We start from the raw sequence: 17,160 nt of genomic DNA, 5'->3' as shown, positions 1-17,160 counted from the left end.
CGCGCGGCGCCCGCCGCCGCTACACCCGCAGCCGGAACGGCGTGAAGTTGGTATCGCGGTCGTACCAGTCTTCGTTCTCGGCCCGCTTCAGAAAGGCCACGACCCGGTAGGTCACCGGCGTCATTACCACCTCCCAGCCGGTCTTCAGCACGTACTGCGCCACCGCCACCTGCACCACCTTCTCCAGCGGCCAGATCCCGTAGAAGGCGATCACGTAGAACAGCGACGAGTCCACCAGTTCGCCGGCCATCGTCGAACCGATGGTGCGCGTCCACAGCCAGCGGCCCTGCGTCCACAGCTTCATCTTCGCCAGCACATAGCTGTTGGTGAAGCTGCCGCAGCAAAAGGCGATCAGCGAGCCCAGCGCGATGCGCCAGGTGTTGCCGAACACGTCCTGGAGGCTCTTCTGGTAGTCGGCCATGAACGGCGCCACCGGCATCTGCAGCACCACCACGCTCATGAAGGTCGCGAAGGCCAGCGCCGCGAAGCCGGCCCACACCACGCGGCGATCGCGCCCGTAGCCGTAGACCTCGGTCAGCACGTCGCCAAAGATGTAGGAGATCGGGAAGAACAGCACGCCGGCGCCGAAGGTCACCGGGCCGATCCACGGCAGCGTGATCTGCGCCGCCTTGGCCGCGCCGATCAGGTTCGAGCACAGCAGCACCGTGACGAACGCCACCATCACCAGGTCGTAGTAGCGATAGACGCGGCCGATATGCGCGCCGCCCGCGGGCGCGGCCAGGGAGTCGGACATGAAGGTTCCGGGTTTTTAGTGTGGGCGGATTATGCCAGCGCGGCGCGCATGCCGTGGCGTGCCGCGCACGAACGCCGATGTCCGGCGCGCGGCCGGACCGGCCGCTGTTCCGGCCGCTATTGCGGCGCCGCCGCGGGCGCCTCGACCGTAATGGTGGTGGTCTCGACCGAGACGACGCGGGCCATCTGCCCGCTCTTGACACGGGAGAGATCCAGCGCGGGATCGCTCGCATGGACCTGGCGCGTGGCGCCGCGCGGGCCACGCAGCAGCAGCGTCCTGGCGGTGGGATCGATCTGCGCGACCTCCGCCGTGGCGGTCGTGGTGACCTCGCGCACGAGGCCGCGCTGGCTGCCGCCCAGCGGATGCGCTCCCTGTTCCTGGCTTTCGGCCAGCGCCACGCCGCGCGTGGCAAGCGGCTCGAGCTTGAGCACGGTCGCCGGGCCCCGTGCGACCGACAGCGTGTCGCCGGACCGGATCGGACCGATCATGGCGGCCTCGTTGCCGGCCAGCGCCTGGAAGGCAGGACCCTGCGCGGCCTGGGCCGTGACGGCGCCGGAGGCCGGATCGACCTCGACCACCCGCGCGGCGGTGACGGTCGGCGCGGGCGCCGTGCCGGCCGACTGCGCGTGCGCGGGGGTGGCCGCCGCGGCCACCAGGGTCGCGGCCAGCGCCACGACCGGCAGGCGCGTGGCAACAACGAGGAAACGGTCGAGGCGTACGGTCATCGGCTGACTCCGGGGGTGTGTCGAATATGGGCGCCGAGACCACCCGCGCGCCCTTGCGCGGTCCGCCGCCCTCAGGCGTCGTCCGGCAGGATGCTGGCTTGCGCGTCGCCCGGCGCCGCCAGCCCGAAATGGCGATAGGCGGTGGCGGTGGCCATGCGCCCGCGCGGTGTACGTTGCAGATAGCCCTGCTGGATCAGGAAGGGCTCGAGCACATCCTCGATGGTGTCGCGCTCCTCGCCGATGGCGGCCGCCAGGTTGTCCACGCCGACCGGCCCGCCGCCGAACTTGTGCAGGATCGCTTCGAGCAGCTTGCGGTCCATCAGGTCGAAGCCGACGCTGTCCACGTCCAGCATGGCCAGCGCCGCGTCCGCCATCTCGCGGCTGATGGTGCCGTCGCCCTTGACCTCGGCATAGTCGCGCACGCGCCGCAGCAGGCGGTTGGCGATACGGGGCGTGCCGCGCGAGCGCCGGGCGATTTCCAGCGCGCCCTTCGGATCGATGCGCGCGTTCAGCAGCTGCGCCGAGCGGGTCACGATGCGCGCCAGCTCCTCGGCGGTATAGAACTCCAGTCGCGCCACGATGCCGAAGCGGTCGCGCAGCGGATTGGTCAGCATGCCGGCGCGCGTAGTGGCGCCGACCAGGGTGAAGGGCTGCAGGTCCAGCTTGACCGAGCGGGCCGCCGGGCCCTCGCCGATCATGATGTCGATCTGGTAGTCCTCCAGCGCGGGGTACAGGATTTCCTCGACGACCGGCGACAGCCGGTGGATCTCGTCGATGAACAGCACGTCGTTGGCTTCGAGATTGGTCAGCAGCGCCGCCAGGTCGCCCGGGCGCTCCAGCACGGGGCCCGAAGTCTGGCGCAGATTGACGCCCATCTCGCGCGCGATGATGTGGGCCAGCGTGGTCTTGCCCAGGCCCGGCGGGCCGAACAGCAGCACGTGGTCCAGCGCCTCGCGGCGGTTGCGCGCCGCGTGCATGAAGATGTCGAGCTGATCGCGCACCTTCTCCTGGCCCACGTACTCGTCGAGCAGCTTGGGACGCAGGGCGCGCTCGAAGGCTTCCTCGCCGGTGGAGGCGGGCGTGGCGGCGATCACGCGGTCGCTGGGACGGTCGGGGACGAGCTTGTCGGTTTCGATCATGGCGCTGTGCGGAAAAACTGGTTCGATTGTAGCCCGTGGCGCGCGACGGCCGCCGTCGGCCTCAACCCTTGGACAGCGCCTTCAGCGCGAGCTTGATGCCGTCGGACACGCCGGTGCCGGCCGGCACCTGCTTGACGGCCAGCGCCGCCTCCTTGTCCGAGTAGCCCAGCGCCAGCAGGGCGTTGAGCACATCGGTGGCGCTGTCGTGCACCGCCGGGCCGCCCGGCACCTGCGCCAGTTCGGCGCCCAGCTTGCCCTTCAGTTCGAGCAGCAGCCGCTCGGCGGTCTTCTTGCCGATGCCGGGAATGCGCGTAAGGCGCCCGGCTTCCTGCAGCGTGATGGCCTGGGCCAGCTCGGTCACCGACATGCCGGACAGCACCGCCAGCGCCATGCGCGCGCCGATGCCGGTGATCTTGATCAGCTCGCGGAAGGTGTTGCGCTCGGCCGCGCTGCCGAAGCCGTACAGCAGCTGCGCGTCCTCGCGCACGATCATCTGCGTGAGCAGCGTCACGGGCTGGCCCAGGGCCGGCAGGTTGTAGAACGTGCTCATCGGCACGTCGATCTCGTAACCGACGCCGTGGCAGTCCACCAGCAGATGCGGCGGGTTCTTTTCAATCAGGGTGCCGGCGATGCGTCCGATCATGGTGTGTGCGGATTGAGGTGAGGCGGCGGGGCCGATCTGGGAGTGCTGCGGCGCGCCCCGCCAAAGGGCGCAAGTGTAGCGCAGCGCCCGCGCGTGCCGGTCAGCGCGCCATCGCGTCGACGGCCTGCCGGCCCAGCGCCGGATCGTCGGTGAAGAAGCCATCGACGCCGGCCTCCAGCAGGGCGCGCGCCTCGCCGACCATGCCGGCCGGATGGCGCGCGGCATCGTCGCCGGGGCCACGCAGATTGCGCGGCAGGAAGCTGTTTTCCGGGCGCAGCGTGTAGGGATGCACCAGCAGGCCGGCCGCGTGGGCGTCGCGCACCAGCGACGTGGTCGTGCCGATATTGCCGCGGCTGTCGCGCGGCAGGATATGGCCGCGGTCGGGACCGATGCCGTCGGCGTAGCTCGCCACCTCGCGCAGGCCCACGGAAGTCGTCATGTCGGCATAGGTGCGGGTGTCGCCGGCCAGGGTCCAGTCAGCGGGGCGCCTCTTCGGGCTGCCGATCAGCTGCACCAGCTTCACGTTCGGCAGCGTCTTGCCGATGCGCTGCCGCAGCGCGCGAAGGTTGCCGGTCTCGAAGGACTGCAGGAATACCGGCGCCTGGCGCGTGTACGCGTTGCCCTGGATCGCCGTGACCAGCGCTTCCTCCAGCGGCAGCCCGATGCTGCGGAAATAGCTCGAGTGCTTGGTCTCGGCGTAGATGGCGATCGGGCGGCCGCTGCGGCGCGAGGCATTGGCGGCCAGCGCGATGATCTCGGCCAGCGTCGGGATCTCGAACTTGTCGTTGTACTGGGTATTGGCGGGCCGCACCTTCGGGATGCGCTCGCGTGCGCGCAGCGTCTTGAGCTCGGCCAGCGTGAAGTCCTCGGTGAACCAGCCGGTCAGGCGCTCGCCGTCGATGACCTTGATGCGCTTGCGGTCGGCGAAGGCGGCGACCTCGGCGACATTGGTCGTGCCGGTGATGTCGTTTTCGTGGCGGGCCACCAGCACGCCGTCCCGGGTCATCACCAGGTCGGGCTCGATCGCGTCGGCGCCGTCCTCGATGGCCTTGGTGTAGGCCGCCAGCGTGTGTTCCGGGCGCAGCGCGCTGGCGCCGCGGTGGCCGATGACCAGCGCCTTGGCGGCGGGTTTGGCCGGTGCCGGTGTGGGCGCCGGCGTCGGCACGGCGGCGGGCGGGGGCGCGACGGCGCAGCCGGCCAGCACGGCGGCCAGCAGCGCGGCCGCAAGCGAGGGGTTCAGCGAGAAGGAAAGACGGCGGGCGGGACGAGGCATGCGGCATCCTGGCTTGAGGGGAACCGCCCGATTGTAAGAGAGGTGGCGTGAAGTCGGCTTTGCCGGCGCAGGCCTTGCAAGGCCCCACGGGTCAGCCGATCAGCCGACCAGCCGCCCGCGGCGCACGCGCAGGCCCTTGCGCGCGAGTTCGGGCGCAAGGCCCGTCAGCGCGCCCAGCGTCTCGCTGCCGTTGGCATGGCAGATGGCCATGCCGAGCGCATCGGCCGCGTCGGAACTGGGGCGGCCCGGCAGGCTGAGTAGGCGGGTAACCATTTCCTGCACCTGCTCCTTGTTGGCGCGGCCGTAGCCGACCACCGCGACCTTCAGCTGCAGCGCGGTGTATTCGAAGACCGGCAGGCCATTGCCGACCAGCCCGCAGATCGCGGCGCCGCGCGCCTGGCCCAGCAGCAGGGTCGATTGGGGATTGACGTTGACGAAGACCTTCTCGATGGCCGCGCAGTCGGGCGCATAGGTGCGCGTGACCTCGGCGATGCCGTCGAACAGCGTCTTCAGGCGCTCAGGCAGGCTACCGTTGCCATCGCTCTTGATGGTGCCCGACGCGATGTAGGACAGCTGGGTGCCGTGCTTCTCGACCACGCCGAAGCCGGTGGTGCGAAGGCCGGGGTCGATGCCTAGGATGCGCATGAGTCCAGGTGGGTTTGCTGGCGGTGGGCTTTTCTGCCCTCTCCCGCGAGCGGGAGAGGGCAGAACACCTCAATGCCGGAAATGGCGCGTGCCGGTCATCACCATCGCGATATTGCGCTCGTCGGCGGCGGCGATCACTTCGTCGTCGCGCATCGAGCCGCCCGGCTGGATCACGCAGGTCGCGCCGGCGTCCACCACCACATCCAGGCCATCGCGGAACGGGAAGAACGCGTCCGACGCCACGGCGGAACCGGCCAGCGTCAGGCCCGCATTCTGCGCCTTGATGCTCGCGATGCGGGCCGAATCCACGCGGCTCATCTGGCCGGCGCCCACGCCCAGCGTCATGCCGCCGCCGCAGAACACGATGGCGTTGGACTTGACGAACTTGGCCACGCGCCAGGCGAACAGCAGATCGCTCATTTCCTTCGGCGTCGGATGGCGGCGCGTCACCACGCGCAGCTCGGAAGCCTGCACGTTCTTCGCATCGGGGCTCTGCACCAGCAGGCCGCCGCCCACGCGCTTGAGGTCGAACTGGTTGACGCCCTTGCCCAGCGGGATTTCCAGCAGGCGCACGTTCTGCTTGGCCGAGAACAGGGCGCGCGCGCCGGCCGTGAACGACGGGGCGATCAGCACTTCGACGAACTGCTTGGCAACGGCCTGCGCGGCGGCTTCGTCCAGTTCCACGTTGAAGGCGATGATGCCGCCGAAGGCCGAGGTCGAATCGGTCTTGAACGCCTTTTCATAGGCTTCCAGCGCGGTCGCGCCGATGGCCACGCCGCACGGGTTGGCGTGCTTGATGATGACGCACGCCGCGCCGCCGTCGCTGGAGGCGTCGAACGACTTCACGCACTCCCAGGCGGCGTCCGCGTCGGCGATATTGTTGTACGACAGTTCCTTGCCCTGCAGTTGCACGTAGTTGGCGAGCGCGCCGTCCACGGCCTTCAGGTCGCGGTAGAACGCCGCCGACTGGTGCGGGTTCTCGCCGTAGCGCATTTCCTGCACCTTCTCGAAGGCGGTGTTCAGCGTCTGCGGGAAGGCGCTGCGGCCCTGGTGCGACTTGTCGCTGCCCAGGCTGGTCAGGTAGTTGGTGATGGCGCCGTCGTACTGCGCGGTGTGCGCGAACACCTTGGTGGCCAGCCGGAAGTTGGTGTCGTAGCCCACGCTGTTGTTGCCGGCGCGCATTTCCTCCAGCACCGGCGCATAGTCGGCCGGATCGACGATCACGGTGACGTCGCGATGGTTCTTCGCGGCCGAGCGCAGCATGGTCGGGCCGCCGATGTCGATGTTCTCGATCGCGTCCGGCAGCGTGCAGTCGTCCTTGGCCACGGTCTGCTGGAACGGATACAGGTTCACCACCAGCAGGTCGATGGTGGGGATGTCGTGCTCGGCCAGCGCGGCCATGTGCTCCGGCAGGTCGCGACGGGCGAGGATGCCGCCGTGCACCTTCGGGTGCAGCGTCTTGACGCGGCCATCGAGCATTTCCGGGAAGCCGGTGTAGTCGGCCACTTCGGTCACCGGCAGGCCGGCGTCGGCCAGCAGCTTGGCGGTACCGCCGGTGGAGAGCAGCGTCACGCCCAGCGCGTTCAGTTCGCGCGCGAAGTCGACGATGCCGGTCTTGTCGGAAACGGAGAGGAGAGCTTGCTTGATCATGGCTGTGGGAACGCGCGGGAGCGCTTCAAAGTAAACCGTGCTGCTGCAGCTTCTTGCGCAGCGTATTGCGATTGATGCCGAGATAGGCGGCGGCCAGCGACTGGTTGCGTTCGGCTCGCGCCATCACCGCTTCCAGCAACGGCCGCTCCACAGCCTCGATCACCATGTTGTACATGTTCGACGGCTCCTCGCCGTCCAGGTCGCGAAAATAGGCACTCAGGCTGTCCCGAATGCACTGGTCGATAGCGTTGCGGCTCATGCTGCAAGCAACTCCCCGTCGTTGTTGTTATTCGATTTGTTCTTGACGCCGTCGTCGTCGACATAGACCAGGCGGTCCGACCATTGCGCCTGCTCGTCGAAGAACGCATTGACCGCCGCCAGTTGCTCGCGCGAGTCTTCCAGCGTATTCATCCGGTGGCGGAACAGATTGGCGCCCTTGAGGCCGCGCGTGTACCAGGCGATATGCTTGCGCGCCGTGCGCACGCCGGTGAATTCGCCGTAGAACGCGTAGTGGTCTTCAAGGTGGGCGTTCATGATGGCGCGGATCTCGGCCACCTCCGGCGCCGGCAGCAGTTCGCCGGTGGCCAGGAAATGCTCGATCTCGCGGAACAGCCACGGGCGGCCCTGGGCGGCGCGGCCGATCATGATGGCGTCGGCGCCGGTGGCGGCCAGCACGTCGCGCGCCTTCTGCGGCGTGGTGATGTCGCCGTTGGCGACCACCGGGATCCTGATCGCGTCCTTGACCGCGGCGATCGTCTCGTACTCCGCCTCGCCGTGGTACAGGTCGGCGCGCGTGCGGCCGTGCACGGTCAGCATGCTGATGCCGGCGTCCTCGACCATGCGGGCGATACGCAGCGCATTGCGGTTCTCGCGGTTCCAGCCGGTGCGGATCTTCAACGTCACGGGCACGCGGTCGCCGACCGCCGCGACCACGGCCTCGACGATGCGCACCACCAGCGGCTCGTTCTGCAGCAGCGCGGAGCCCGCGGCCACGTTGCACACCTTCTTGGCCGGGCAGCCCATGTTGATGTCGATGATCTGCGCGCCGCGGTCGACGTTGTAGCGCGCGGCCTCGGCCATCATCGCCGGCTCCGCGCCGGCGATCTGCACCGAGATCGGCTCGACCTCGCCCTCATGGTTGGCGCGCCGCATGGTCTTTTCGCTCTTCCACAGCTGCGCGTTCGACGCCACCATCTCGGACACCGCATAGCCGGCCCCCAGCTTCTTGCACAGCTGGCGGAAGGGGCGGTCGGTCACGCCCGCCATGGGCGCGACGAACAGGTTATTGCGAAGGCGATGCGGTCCGATCTGCACGGGCGTGTACGGGAATAGCGAGGGTTGTGGCCGGGTCCGCAAACTGGCCGGCGGTCATCCGGGCCATCCGGGCCGGACTTGCGGCCCGGACCCTTGGCTTGCGTTCACCACGGCCCGTGGGGGCGGGCGGCAACGGCAAGGATCGATCCGCGCATGCTCCGGCTGCAACAGGCGTTGGCCGGGATCGGTGTCGTCGATTGCGGTGGCGGCGATACCGTTGGCATGGGCGAGGGCGGGATTTTACCGCCAAACGGGACCGTTGCCCAAGATTTGAGCAAATAAAGCGCCGCGGGCGCCGCGGCGGCCTCGGCGCCGCCGCGGATAGCGCCGGTTCAGCCCCGCATGCCGTAAATCATCTGGCGCGCCAGCGCGTGCTTGAGCGGCGGCAGGCAGGCCAGCGCGGCGAGCGAGGCGCCACGCGCGTGGCCCGCGAAGGGGTAGGGAATGGCGAACAGGCGCGGCAGCACGTCGGTCATGCCGATGGTGACGGCGCGGTCCATGCGGTGGCGGCCGGCGAAAGCCTGCAGCGCCTGCGGCGTGCAGCCGGCGCGCAGTTGCGCCGCCAGCGCGAACGCATCGCGCAGCCCCAGGTTCAGGCCCTGGCCGGCGACCGGGTGCAGCGTCTGCGCGGCGTTGCCGATAGCGACGACCGGGCCGTGGACCGTGACCTCGGCGGCATGCAGGCCAAGCGGAAAGGCATGGCGCTGGCCCACCTGCGTGAAGCGGCCCATGCGCGGGCCGAAGATATCCGCGAGTTCCTGCAGGAACGCCGCCTCGGGCAGCGCGAGGCGGCGGGCGGCCTGCTCGGGCGCGCAGCACCACACCAGCGCATAGCCGGGAACGCCGTGCTCGACGTGCGGCAGCAGCGCCAGCGGTCCCTCCTCCGTGAAGCGCTCCCACGCCCAGCCGGGGCGCGGCTGCGAACAGGCCACATGGGCCACGATCGCGGTCTGCCCGTAGTCGCGGCGCCGGGCGGGCCGGCGCGCCTCGCGGCCCGCCTGCTCGTGGAACAGGCCGCCTTCGGCCTGCACCGCGAGGCGCGCGGCGAACACGCTGCCCTGCCCATCGCTGCCCTGGCCGTGCAGCATGACGCCCGCGCCTTGCGCATCATTGGTTCCGGCCAGCGTTTCGACATCGCCGATGCGCGTGTCGAAGGCGCGTGACAGCCGCTGTGCGCGGCCCTCGGCCGCCGAAGCCAGCGCCTGCTCGAGCGCGGCGCACAGCTCGCCGTAGCGCACCACGTAGCCCAGCGCGGGCACGTCGTGCTCGTCGTGGTGCAGCGTCACGTGGCCGAAGCGGCCCCGCTGCGATACATGGATGTGTTCGATGGGCGTGACCGCCCTTGGCCAGGCGCCGATCTGCTCGAGCAACTGCCTGCTCCCGTGCGACAGCGCGATGGCGCGCGGGTCGCGCGCCGCGCGGTCCGGCGTGCCGGCGTCGATCAGCGCCAGCCGCCAGGGGCTCGTGCGCAGCAGCTGGCAGGCCAGCGCGAGGCCGACCGGCCCGGCGCCGACGATGGCGATATCGAAGGGCTCAGTGCTGGCCGTCGTCATGGGCGGCTGGCTTTGCGGTGTCGGCGCCGGCGGCGTCGGCGGCGGTGTCTTCCGCCGGCACGCCGCGCTTCCACAGGATGGCGTCCGAGCGGCTCTTGCCCTGGCGCGCGTCGCGCAGCGCGTTGTCCAGTTTCTGCTGGTTGAACCCGGGCAGGGCCTGCAGGCGCGCCAGCAGCGCTTCGTGGTTCATCGCATCGAGCGGCACCACGCAACCCTGCTGGTGGCCCTGCTCGTCGACGATGCCAGCCAGGATCAGCCATGCCGGCCCCGCCCACGGCTCGCGGTTCGAGACCCGCACGACCAGGCGATCGAGCTGGTCCAGCGCCACTTCCTCGCGCTGCCCGTCGGGGCGATGCACGACCACGCTGTCGTCGATCAGATTGACGATGAAGGGCCCGGTGGGCTCCGTCACCTTGTTGCCGGCGGACGCCGCACCGGCGCCCGGAAAGATCTTGCGCAGCCAACCGATCATCGCGCGCCTCCGTGGTTATCGCGCATCAACGCTTCGATGTCATCGGCGCTGACGGGCACGTCGCGCGTCAGCAGTTCGCACGCGCCGTCGGTCACCACGGCGTCGTCCTCGATCCGGATCCCGATATGCCAGTACCGCTCCGGTACGTCTTCGGCCGGGCGCACATAGATGCCCGGCTCGACCGTCAGCACCATGCCGGGCGCAAGCGGACGCCACGGGCGCTCGCCTTCGGCCGGCGCGGGCCCCGGCACGCGGTATTCGCCCACGTCGTGCACGTCCATGCCCAGCCAGTGGCCGGTGCGGTGCATGTAGAAGCGGCGATAGCTGCCGCTTGCCAGCACGTCGTCGAGGGTGCCTTCCTTGTCGCGGTCGAGCAGCCCGGTATCGAGCATGCCCTGGGCCAGCACGCGCACCGCGGCGTCATGCGGCACGTTGTAGGGCACACCGGCGCGGGTCTCGGCGATGGCGGCCTCCTGGGCGGCCAGCACCAGGTCGTACAACTCGCGCTGGGCCGGCGAAAAGCGGCCGGAGACCGGGAAGGTACGCGTGATGTCGGAAGCGTAGCCGTCGAGCTCGCAGCCCGCGTCGATCAGGCACAGCTCGCCGTCGCGCAGCAGCGCGGGACCGGCGCGATAGTGCAGCACGCAGGCGTTGGCGCCGGCCGCGACGATGGAGTTGTATGCCACGCTCTGGGCGCCGTTGCGGCGGAACTCGTACAGCAGCTCGGCCTCGAGGTGGTACTCGCGCAGGCCGTCGCGGGAGGCGCGCATGGCGCGGATATGCGCCTGTGCCGAGATCTCGCCCGCGCGGCGCATGATGGCGATCTCGCCGGCATCCTTGAACAGCCGCATCTCGTCGAGCACGGTGCGGATATCGAGCACGGTGGCCGGGGCCACCACGCCGGCGCGGCCCTGCGTGCGCACCGCGTCGAGCCAGCGGCGCACCTGCATGTCGATGCGCGTGGAAACGGCCAGCGGATAGGCCAGCAGCGGCTGGTTTGCCAGCAGTTGCGGCAGCTGGGCGTCGATCTCCTCGATCGAGAACGCCTCGTCGAAGCCGAACGCGGCGCGGGCCGCCTCGGGACCGTAGCGGAAGCCGTCCCAGATCTCGCGCTCCTCGTGCTTGGGCCGGCAGAACAGGATGCTGCGGTCGCCGCCGTCCTGGCCCGGTGCGGCGGCGATGAGCACCAGCACCGCTTCGGGTTCGGTGAAACCGCTCAGGTAATAGAAGTAGCTGTCGTGCCGGTACGGAAAATCGCTGTCGCGATTGCGCATGGCTTCCGGCGCGGTGGGCAGCACGGCCACGCCGCCGCCGGCGGCGCGCAGCTGCTGCAGCACGCGCGCGCGTCGCGCCTGGCAGGCCTGGAGAAGGATGGGATCGGGTGCGGTCATAGGGCAGAAGCCGACGAGAACGGCGTGGGGCAATGGCCCGATTCTAACGCCGCGAGCCCGCGGAAGGACCCATGCGGGCCCGCAAGCCGGGCGCCGCGCGGACGCATCCGCGCAAAAAGCCGGGCGGTCAGCCGAGGCGCGCGGCGGTCCCGGCGTCCGGCGCCGCGCCGGCTTGCGCGCGGACCTGCGCGTCCAGCGCGGCCAACTGCGCCGGCGTGCCGACGTTCTCCCAGCGGCCGTCGAAGCGTTCGCCCGTGACCACTCCCGCCGCGATGGCGGCGCGGTAGTGCGGCGTCATCGCGACCTTCTCGCCCGGGACGATGCCCGCGAAGGTGCGCGTGTCGTACAGGCCGATATTGCCGAAGGTCAGCGCCTGCGCGGTGCCGTCAAGCGCGCCGCCGTCGCCCGGCAGGTGCAGCAGCCCGTCGCCGCCCAGCACGAAATCGCCGCGCGGATGGAAGGGCGGGTTGGGCACCATGACCAGGTGCATGCGCGGCGACGGGGCATCCGCCATGGCGGCGGCACGCGGCACCAGCGCGCCGAAGTCGTAGTCGCAGAAAATGTCGCCGGACACGGCGATGAAGACGCCGTCGCGCCCGTCCTCGCGCAGCAGCGGCAGCGCCCGGGCGATGCCGCCCGCCGTTTCCAGTGCGCTGCCTTCGGCCGAGTAGGCCAGGCGCACGCCGAAGCGGCCACCGTCCCCCAGCGCCGCCTCGATCTGCGCGCCGAGCCAGGCATGGTTGATGACGATGTCGGCGATGCCCGCGCACGCCAGTGCCTCGATGGTCCACGCGATCAGCGGCTTGCCGGCGACCGGCAGCAGGGGCTTGGGGCAGGCGTCGGTCAGCGGACGCATGCGTTCGCCGCGTCCGGCGGCAAAGATCATCGCTTTCAAAGGAAGGTCTCCAGGGCAACGAGCGTGGCCATGCCGCCGGCGATGGTCCAGCCGATGCTGCGGGTCAGCGCGGCGATGGCGATCGCCGCCACGCCTGCGAAGAGCCGTGCGTTGTCGGGGCCGAGCAGCAGTTGCCCGTCGCGCATCAGCAGGTCCGGCGCGATCAGCGCCGACAGCATGGCAGGCGGCACGAACTGCAACGCGGTGCGGAACCAGCGCGGCAACCGCACCCGTCCCTCCACCGCGATGAACGACAGGCGGATCAGGTAGGTGGCCAGGCCCGCCGCCACCATCACGCCAAGCAGGATGTAGGGACTCATGCCGACGGCTCCCGGGCGATGTGCGGGCCCGCGTCGTCGTCGCTGGCCGGGCCGCGTGCGCGCGCGGGCGTCTGGGTGTCACGGTCGCCCTTGCCCAGCATCAGCATGCCGGCGGCAATGCCGCCCAGCGCGGCCAGCATGATGCCGAGCTTGTGCGGCAGGCCGAAGGCGGCCACCGCCAGCGCCGAGGCGACCACGGCCGCGGCCACGTGCGAGCGGTGCTTGAGCCCGGGCACGATGATCGCGATAAACGTGAGCGGCAGGAAGAAATCCAGCGGCCAGTCGCGCGGCACCTGCGCGCCGACCAGCACGCCGGCCAGCGTCGACAGTTGCCAGCTCGCCCATAGCGAGAAGCCGGCGCCGAAGAAGAACCAGTGGCGGTAGCGCTTGCGCTCGCCGTCGTCGGCAAGCCGCCGCGTCATCGCGGCAAACGCCTCGTCGGTCAGCAGATAGGCGATCAGCGCCTTCCAGCGGCGCGGCAGCGGCGCCAGCGCGGGCGCGATCGTCGCGGAATACAACGCGTGGCGCAGATTGACCATGGCGACCGTGAACGCGATCACCAGCGCCGGCGTGCCGGCGGACCACAACTGGGTCAGGATCATCTGCGAGGCGCCGCCGAACACGATGGCGCTCATCGCGCAGGCCAGCCAGGCGGGCATGCCCGCGCCGGCGGCCAGCACGCCGTAGATCAGCCCGAACGGCACCACGCCGAGCAGCATGGGCGCCAGCGCCTTGACGCCGGCCCACCACTCGCCGCCGCGGGTGGCCTGCTCCATCAGAACGTGTACCCGGCCGGGCGTTCGACCCCTTCGAGGGCATCGAGCAGGCGGATCAGCTTGCGCAGTTCGCCATAGCGTCCGGCGACGGCGCGCGTGTACTTCATCACCAGCGGCAGGTTGGCGAGGTAGCCGTCCTTGCCATCGCGGTGGTACAGGCGGGCGAAGATGCCCAGTACCTTCAGATGGCGCTGCAGCCCCATCCATTCGAAGTCGCGATAGAAGTCGCCGAAGTCCGCGGTCACCGGCAGTCCCGCCTTGCGGGCGCGCTCCCAGTAACGGATCAGCCAGTCCAGCTGCTCTTCCTCTTCCCACTCGATATAGGCGTCGCGCCACAGCGAGACCGCGTCGTAGGTGACCGGGCCCATCACCGCATCCTGGAAGTCCAGGATGCCTGGATTGCCGTCGTCGGACAGCACCATCAGGTTGCGCGAGTGGTAGTCGCGGTGCACATAGACCTGAGGCTGCGCCACGGCGTTGTCCAGCAGCGCGGCCATGACTTCCGCCAGGTCGGCCTGCTGGGCGTCGGTCAGCGTCGCGCCCAGATGGCGGCCCACATACCACTGCGGAAACAGATCGAGTTCGCGCTGCAGCAGCGCGCGGTCGTAGGCGGGCAGTACGCCGGGTCGCGAGGCCGCCTGGATGTGCACCAGCGCCGCGGCGGCGTCGCCGTACAGCTGGCGCGCGCTGGCGGCGTCGAGCCGGGACAGGTAGGTGGTATTGCCGAGGTCGGTCAGCAGCAGGAAGCCCTGCGTCAGGTCCTGCGCCAGTACCCGTGGCACCGTCACGCCCGCGGCGCCGAACAGCTCGGCCACGTGGATGAACGGCCGGCAGTCCTCGTGGGCGGGCGGGGCGTCCATCGCGATGACGGTCGGGTACGCGGGGTTGGCGGTGCGCAGCCGGAAGTAGCGGCGGAAGCTGGCATCGGCCGAAGCCGGAGCGCAGGAATCGGGGTCGACGGACCAGTCCGGACCAAGTCCGGACGCCCACGCTTTGAGTTGGTCCAGACGCGGGTCTTCAAGAAGTGCTGCCATGCCGGAAAGGGAGGAAAGGATGCCCCGTATAATACCCGACCAGACCCGGGCGCCGGGCGGCTCCCGGCGGGCTGTCCTTTGCCCTGAAGGCCTGTTCCCGGCTGCGGTTGCCGGTATCCAGGACCGGCACCGTCGACCGACTGACAACCCGCACGCATGACCCGACAACGACGATCACCGAAGACAACCGCAACCAGGCTGCCGCCGCGATTGCCCGCCTATGCGCTGCAACCGCTCGTGCTGGCAATGGCCGGCTGGTCCCTTGGCGCCCAGGCGCAGGCGGTAGGGTCGGCGATCCCGAATTTCCCGACAGCCTCCCAGTCCACGGCCCCGACCGACCCCGGACTGCCGCCGCCCGAGGCGGGCGAGCTGGTTCCCTACCTGTCCGACCCGACCACGCAGCGGGTGGACGCCGAGACCGAAGCCGATCCGCCGGCCTTCGTCTCGGCCGACCGCATGACCGGCTTCAACGAGCGCGGCGTGGAGCTCGAAGGCAATGCCGAACTGCGCCGCGACGGCGCCGTGGTCAAGGGCGACAGGCTGACCTACGACCAGGACACCGACGAGGCGCTCGTGAAGGGCAATACCCGACTGGCGCGCGAGGGCTCGCTGGCCGTGGGCCCCGAGGCCAAGCTGCGCATCGAAGCCAACGAAGGCTACATGCTGTCGCCGGACTACTACTTCCAGCAGACCGGCGGTTCGGGCAAGGCCGAGCGCATCGACTTCATCGACAAGAACCGCAGCAGCATCAAGCGCGCCACCTACACCACCTGCTCCCCCGACAATGCCGACTGGTATTTCAGTGCCCGCCAGCTCGATATCGACAGCGACAGGCAGGTGGGCACGGCCTACGGCGGCGTGCTGCGCTTCTTCGATGTCCCGATCGCCGCCGCGCCGGCGTTCTCGTTCCCGCTGAACGACGAGCGCCGCAGCGGTTTCCTCGCGCCGCTGTTCGCCTACAGCTCGCGCTCGGGCTTCGACATGACGGCGCCGTACTACTTCAACATCGCGCCCAACCGCGACCTGACGCTCTATCCGCGCGTGATGACCACGCGCGGCGTGCAGCTCGGCGGCGATTTCCGCTACATGGGAGAAGGCTATTCGGGCCGGATCCGCGGCGAGTTCCTGCCCAACGACAAGCAGACCGACTCGAACCGCTGGCTGTATTCGGTCCAGCATTTCCAGAACCTGGCCAAGGGCTTGAACGCCTACGTCAATCTGAACAAGGTATCCGATGACCGCTATCCCGATGATCTGACGCGCACCGTGGCCCAGTCGACGCTGCGCCAGTACACGCAGGAAGGCGGCGTCACGTACAGCTGGCAGGACTTTTCCCTGCTGGCGCGCGTGCAGAAATTCCAGACGCTGGCGCCGAGCCAGCCGGCGTACGAACGGGTGCCCCAGCTCAACGGCAAGTACATCCGCTACGACATCGGCGGCTTCGATGTGCAGGTGGAGGCCGACTACACGCGCTTCCGCATCCCGCTGCAGACCAGCGGCTTCCAGCAGCCGCAGGGCGAGCGCATGTTCATCCAGCCCTCGATCAGCTACCCGATCGTGCGCCCCGGCTGGTTCCTGACGCCGAAGGTGATGTTCAACGCCGCCCAGTACCAGATGGAGCCGTCGAGCAACACGCCGGGCAATCCGAACAACCTGTCGCGCACCGTGCCGACGGTGAGCCTGGACGGCGGCCTGACCTTCGAGCGCGAGGCGCCCGGCATGAGCCGGCTGTTCGGCGTCAACTACCTGCAGACGCTGGAGCCGCGCCTGTTCTACGTCTACACGCCGTTCCGCGACCAGAGCGCCTTCCCGCTGTTCGACACGGTGCAGTCGGACTTCGGCTATGGCCAGATCTTCAGCGAGAACCCGTTCACCGGCTATGACCGCATCGCCGACAACAACAAGCTGACGGCCGGCCTGACCACGCGCCTGATCGAGGCCGACACGGGGATCGAGCGCTTCCGCGGCACCATCGCCCAGCGCTTCGATTTCACCGGCCAGCGCGTGCAGCTCACCGGCACGCTGGACGACGCGGAGAAAGGCTATTCCGACCTGCTGGCGGCGACCACGATCCAGCTCTTTCGCGGCTACTACATCGACGCCGGGGTGCAGTACAACCCGGAGAACGACCGGGTGATCTATTCGAATCTGGCCTTCTCGTGGCGGCCGGAGGCGCGCAAGGTGCTGAACCTGGGCTACCGCTACCGCCGCCCGACCACCGTCACCGATAATGCCGCCATCGACCAGGCCGAAATCTCGGGCCAGTGGCCGCTCACGCAGCGCACCTACGGCATCGGCCGGGTCAACTTCGACATGAACGCCAATCAGCTGGTCGATACGCTGATCGGACTGGAATACGCCGCGGATTGCTGGGTCGGACGCTTCGCCTACCAGCGCTTCCGCAACACCACCGATGGCTACACCGGACGGTTCTTCGTGCAGGTGGAATTCCGCGGCCTGTCGAAGATCGGTTCCAACCCCTTGGATGTGCTGAGGCTGAATGTGCCGGGCTACGAGCCGGTATCGGCCGCTCCCATCATCCCATCCAAGTTTGATCACTATGAATGACGGACCAT

At 69.4% G+C, this 17,160-nt stretch carries 17 protein-coding genes; 1 reads left to right on the top strand and 16 read right to left on the bottom strand.

Going from position 1 to position 17,160, the window contains the following annotated elements:
* Window positions 1–19 precede the first annotated feature (19 nt).
* The 16 genes from LDO27_RS13320 to LDO27_RS13245 all read right to left on the bottom strand — a co-directional run bounded on the left by LDO27_RS13320 (window position 20) and on the right by LDO27_RS13245 (window position 14,584).
* Window positions 20–754: a queuosine precursor transporter gene (locus tag LDO27_RS13320; protein WP_222202004.1), complete on the bottom strand. Its 735-nt coding sequence runs from the start codon at window positions 752–754 to the stop codon at window positions 20–22.
* A 116-nt stretch (window positions 755–870) separates the two neighbouring features.
* Window positions 871–1,479: a hypothetical protein gene (locus LDO27_RS13315; RefSeq protein ID WP_224042187.1), complete on the bottom strand. Its 609-nt coding sequence runs from the start codon at window positions 1,477–1,479 to the stop codon at window positions 871–873.
* A gap of 71 nt (window positions 1,480–1,550) precedes the next feature.
* Window positions 1,551–2,618, bottom strand: a complete 1,068-nt coding sequence (gene ruvB / locus LDO27_RS13310) for a Holliday junction branch migration DNA helicase RuvB (RefSeq protein ID WP_224042185.1) — start codon at window positions 2,616–2,618, stop codon at window positions 1,551–1,553.
* A 61-nt stretch (window positions 2,619–2,679) separates the two neighbouring features.
* Window positions 2,680–3,261, bottom strand: coding sequence for a Holliday junction branch migration protein RuvA (gene ruvA, locus LDO27_RS13305; RefSeq protein WP_222201998.1), 582 nt, complete (start codon window positions 3,259–3,261; stop codon window positions 2,680–2,682).
* A 100-nt stretch (window positions 3,262–3,361) separates the two neighbouring features.
* The gene (locus LDO27_RS13300) at window positions 3,362–4,534 is read right to left on the bottom strand and encodes a glycerophosphodiester phosphodiesterase (RefSeq protein WP_224042184.1); all 1,173 of its coding nucleotides are present in this window, start codon (window positions 4,532–4,534) and stop codon (window positions 3,362–3,364) included.
* Window positions 4,535–4,633: 99 nt separating this feature from the next.
* A complete protein-coding gene (ruvC, locus tag LDO27_RS13295; RefSeq protein ID WP_222201994.1) occupies window positions 4,634–5,179 on the bottom strand; it encodes a crossover junction endodeoxyribonuclease RuvC in 546 nt (181 codons plus the stop codon).
* 69 nt (window positions 5,180–5,248) lie between these two features.
* Window positions 5,249–6,829 (bottom strand): bifunctional phosphoribosylaminoimidazolecarboxamide formyltransferase/IMP cyclohydrolase, encoded by a 1,581-nt coding sequence (gene purH, locus LDO27_RS13290; RefSeq protein WP_224042182.1) that lies wholly within the window; start codon window positions 6,827–6,829, stop codon window positions 5,249–5,251.
* A 25-nt stretch (window positions 6,830–6,854) separates the two neighbouring features.
* Complete coding sequence (locus LDO27_RS13285) at window positions 6,855–7,088, bottom strand: Fis family transcriptional regulator (protein ID WP_222201992.1); 234 nt, start codon at window positions 7,086–7,088, stop codon at window positions 6,855–6,857.
* A complete protein-coding gene (gene dusB / locus LDO27_RS13280; RefSeq protein WP_224042181.1) occupies window positions 7,085–8,143 on the bottom strand; it encodes a tRNA dihydrouridine synthase DusB in 1,059 nt (352 codons plus the stop codon). The genes LDO27_RS13285 and dusB overlap by 4 nt, the downstream gene beginning before the upstream one ends.
* A gap of 332 nt (window positions 8,144–8,475) precedes the next feature.
* Window positions 8,476–9,696: a UbiH/UbiF/VisC/COQ6 family ubiquinone biosynthesis hydroxylase gene (locus tag LDO27_RS13275; RefSeq protein WP_224042179.1), complete on the bottom strand. Its 1,221-nt coding sequence runs from the start codon at window positions 9,694–9,696 to the stop codon at window positions 8,476–8,478.
* Window positions 9,677–10,168: a hypothetical protein gene (locus tag LDO27_RS13270; protein ID WP_222201986.1), complete on the bottom strand. Its 492-nt coding sequence runs from the start codon at window positions 10,166–10,168 to the stop codon at window positions 9,677–9,679. The genes LDO27_RS13275 and LDO27_RS13270 overlap by 20 nt, the downstream gene beginning before the upstream one ends.
* Window positions 10,165–11,559, bottom strand: coding sequence for an aminopeptidase P N-terminal domain-containing protein (locus tag LDO27_RS13265; RefSeq protein ID WP_224042178.1), 1,395 nt, complete (start codon window positions 11,557–11,559; stop codon window positions 10,165–10,167). Before LDO27_RS13265 ends, LDO27_RS13270 begins: the two co-directional genes overlap by 4 nt.
* Before the next feature lie 127 nt (window positions 11,560–11,686).
* Window positions 11,687–12,454 (bottom strand): N-acetylmuramate alpha-1-phosphate uridylyltransferase MurU, encoded by a 768-nt coding sequence (murU, locus tag LDO27_RS13260; protein WP_224042177.1) that lies wholly within the window; start codon window positions 12,452–12,454, stop codon window positions 11,687–11,689.
* Window positions 12,451–12,774, bottom strand: coding sequence for an AzlD domain-containing protein (locus LDO27_RS13255; RefSeq protein ID WP_222201980.1), 324 nt, complete (start codon window positions 12,772–12,774; stop codon window positions 12,451–12,453). The genes murU and LDO27_RS13255 overlap by 4 nt, the downstream gene beginning before the upstream one ends.
* Window positions 12,771–13,550 carry an AzlC family ABC transporter permease gene (locus LDO27_RS13250; protein ID WP_224042175.1) on the bottom strand — a complete coding sequence of 260 codons (780 nt, stop codon included), beginning with the start codon at window positions 13,548–13,550 and terminating at the stop codon, window positions 12,771–12,773. The genes LDO27_RS13255 and LDO27_RS13250 overlap by 4 nt, the downstream gene beginning before the upstream one ends.
* The gene (locus LDO27_RS13245; RefSeq protein WP_224042174.1) at window positions 13,550–14,584 is read right to left on the bottom strand and encodes an aminoglycoside phosphotransferase family protein; all 1,035 of its coding nucleotides are present in this window, start codon (window positions 14,582–14,584) and stop codon (window positions 13,550–13,552) included. The genes LDO27_RS13250 and LDO27_RS13245 overlap by 1 nt, the downstream gene beginning before the upstream one ends.
* 156 nt (window positions 14,585–14,740) lie before the next feature.
* On the opposite strand from LDO27_RS13245, the gene LDO27_RS13240 reads away from it, so the two are divergent.
* Window positions 14,741–17,152: an LPS-assembly protein LptD gene (locus tag LDO27_RS13240; RefSeq protein WP_377747191.1), complete on the top strand. Its 2,412-nt coding sequence runs from the start codon at window positions 14,741–14,743 to the stop codon at window positions 17,150–17,152.
* The last annotated feature ends 8 nt before the right edge of the window (window positions 17,153–17,160 follow it).

The sequence above is a fragment of the Cupriavidus respiraculi genome (assembly GCF_914271545.1).
In the GTDB taxonomy this organism is placed as follows: domain Bacteria; phylum Pseudomonadota; class Gammaproteobacteria; order Burkholderiales; family Burkholderiaceae; genus Cupriavidus; species Cupriavidus respiraculi.
The sequence above is the reverse complement of the archived record's forward strand: the minus strand, read 5'-3'. Positions and strand labels throughout refer to the sequence as shown.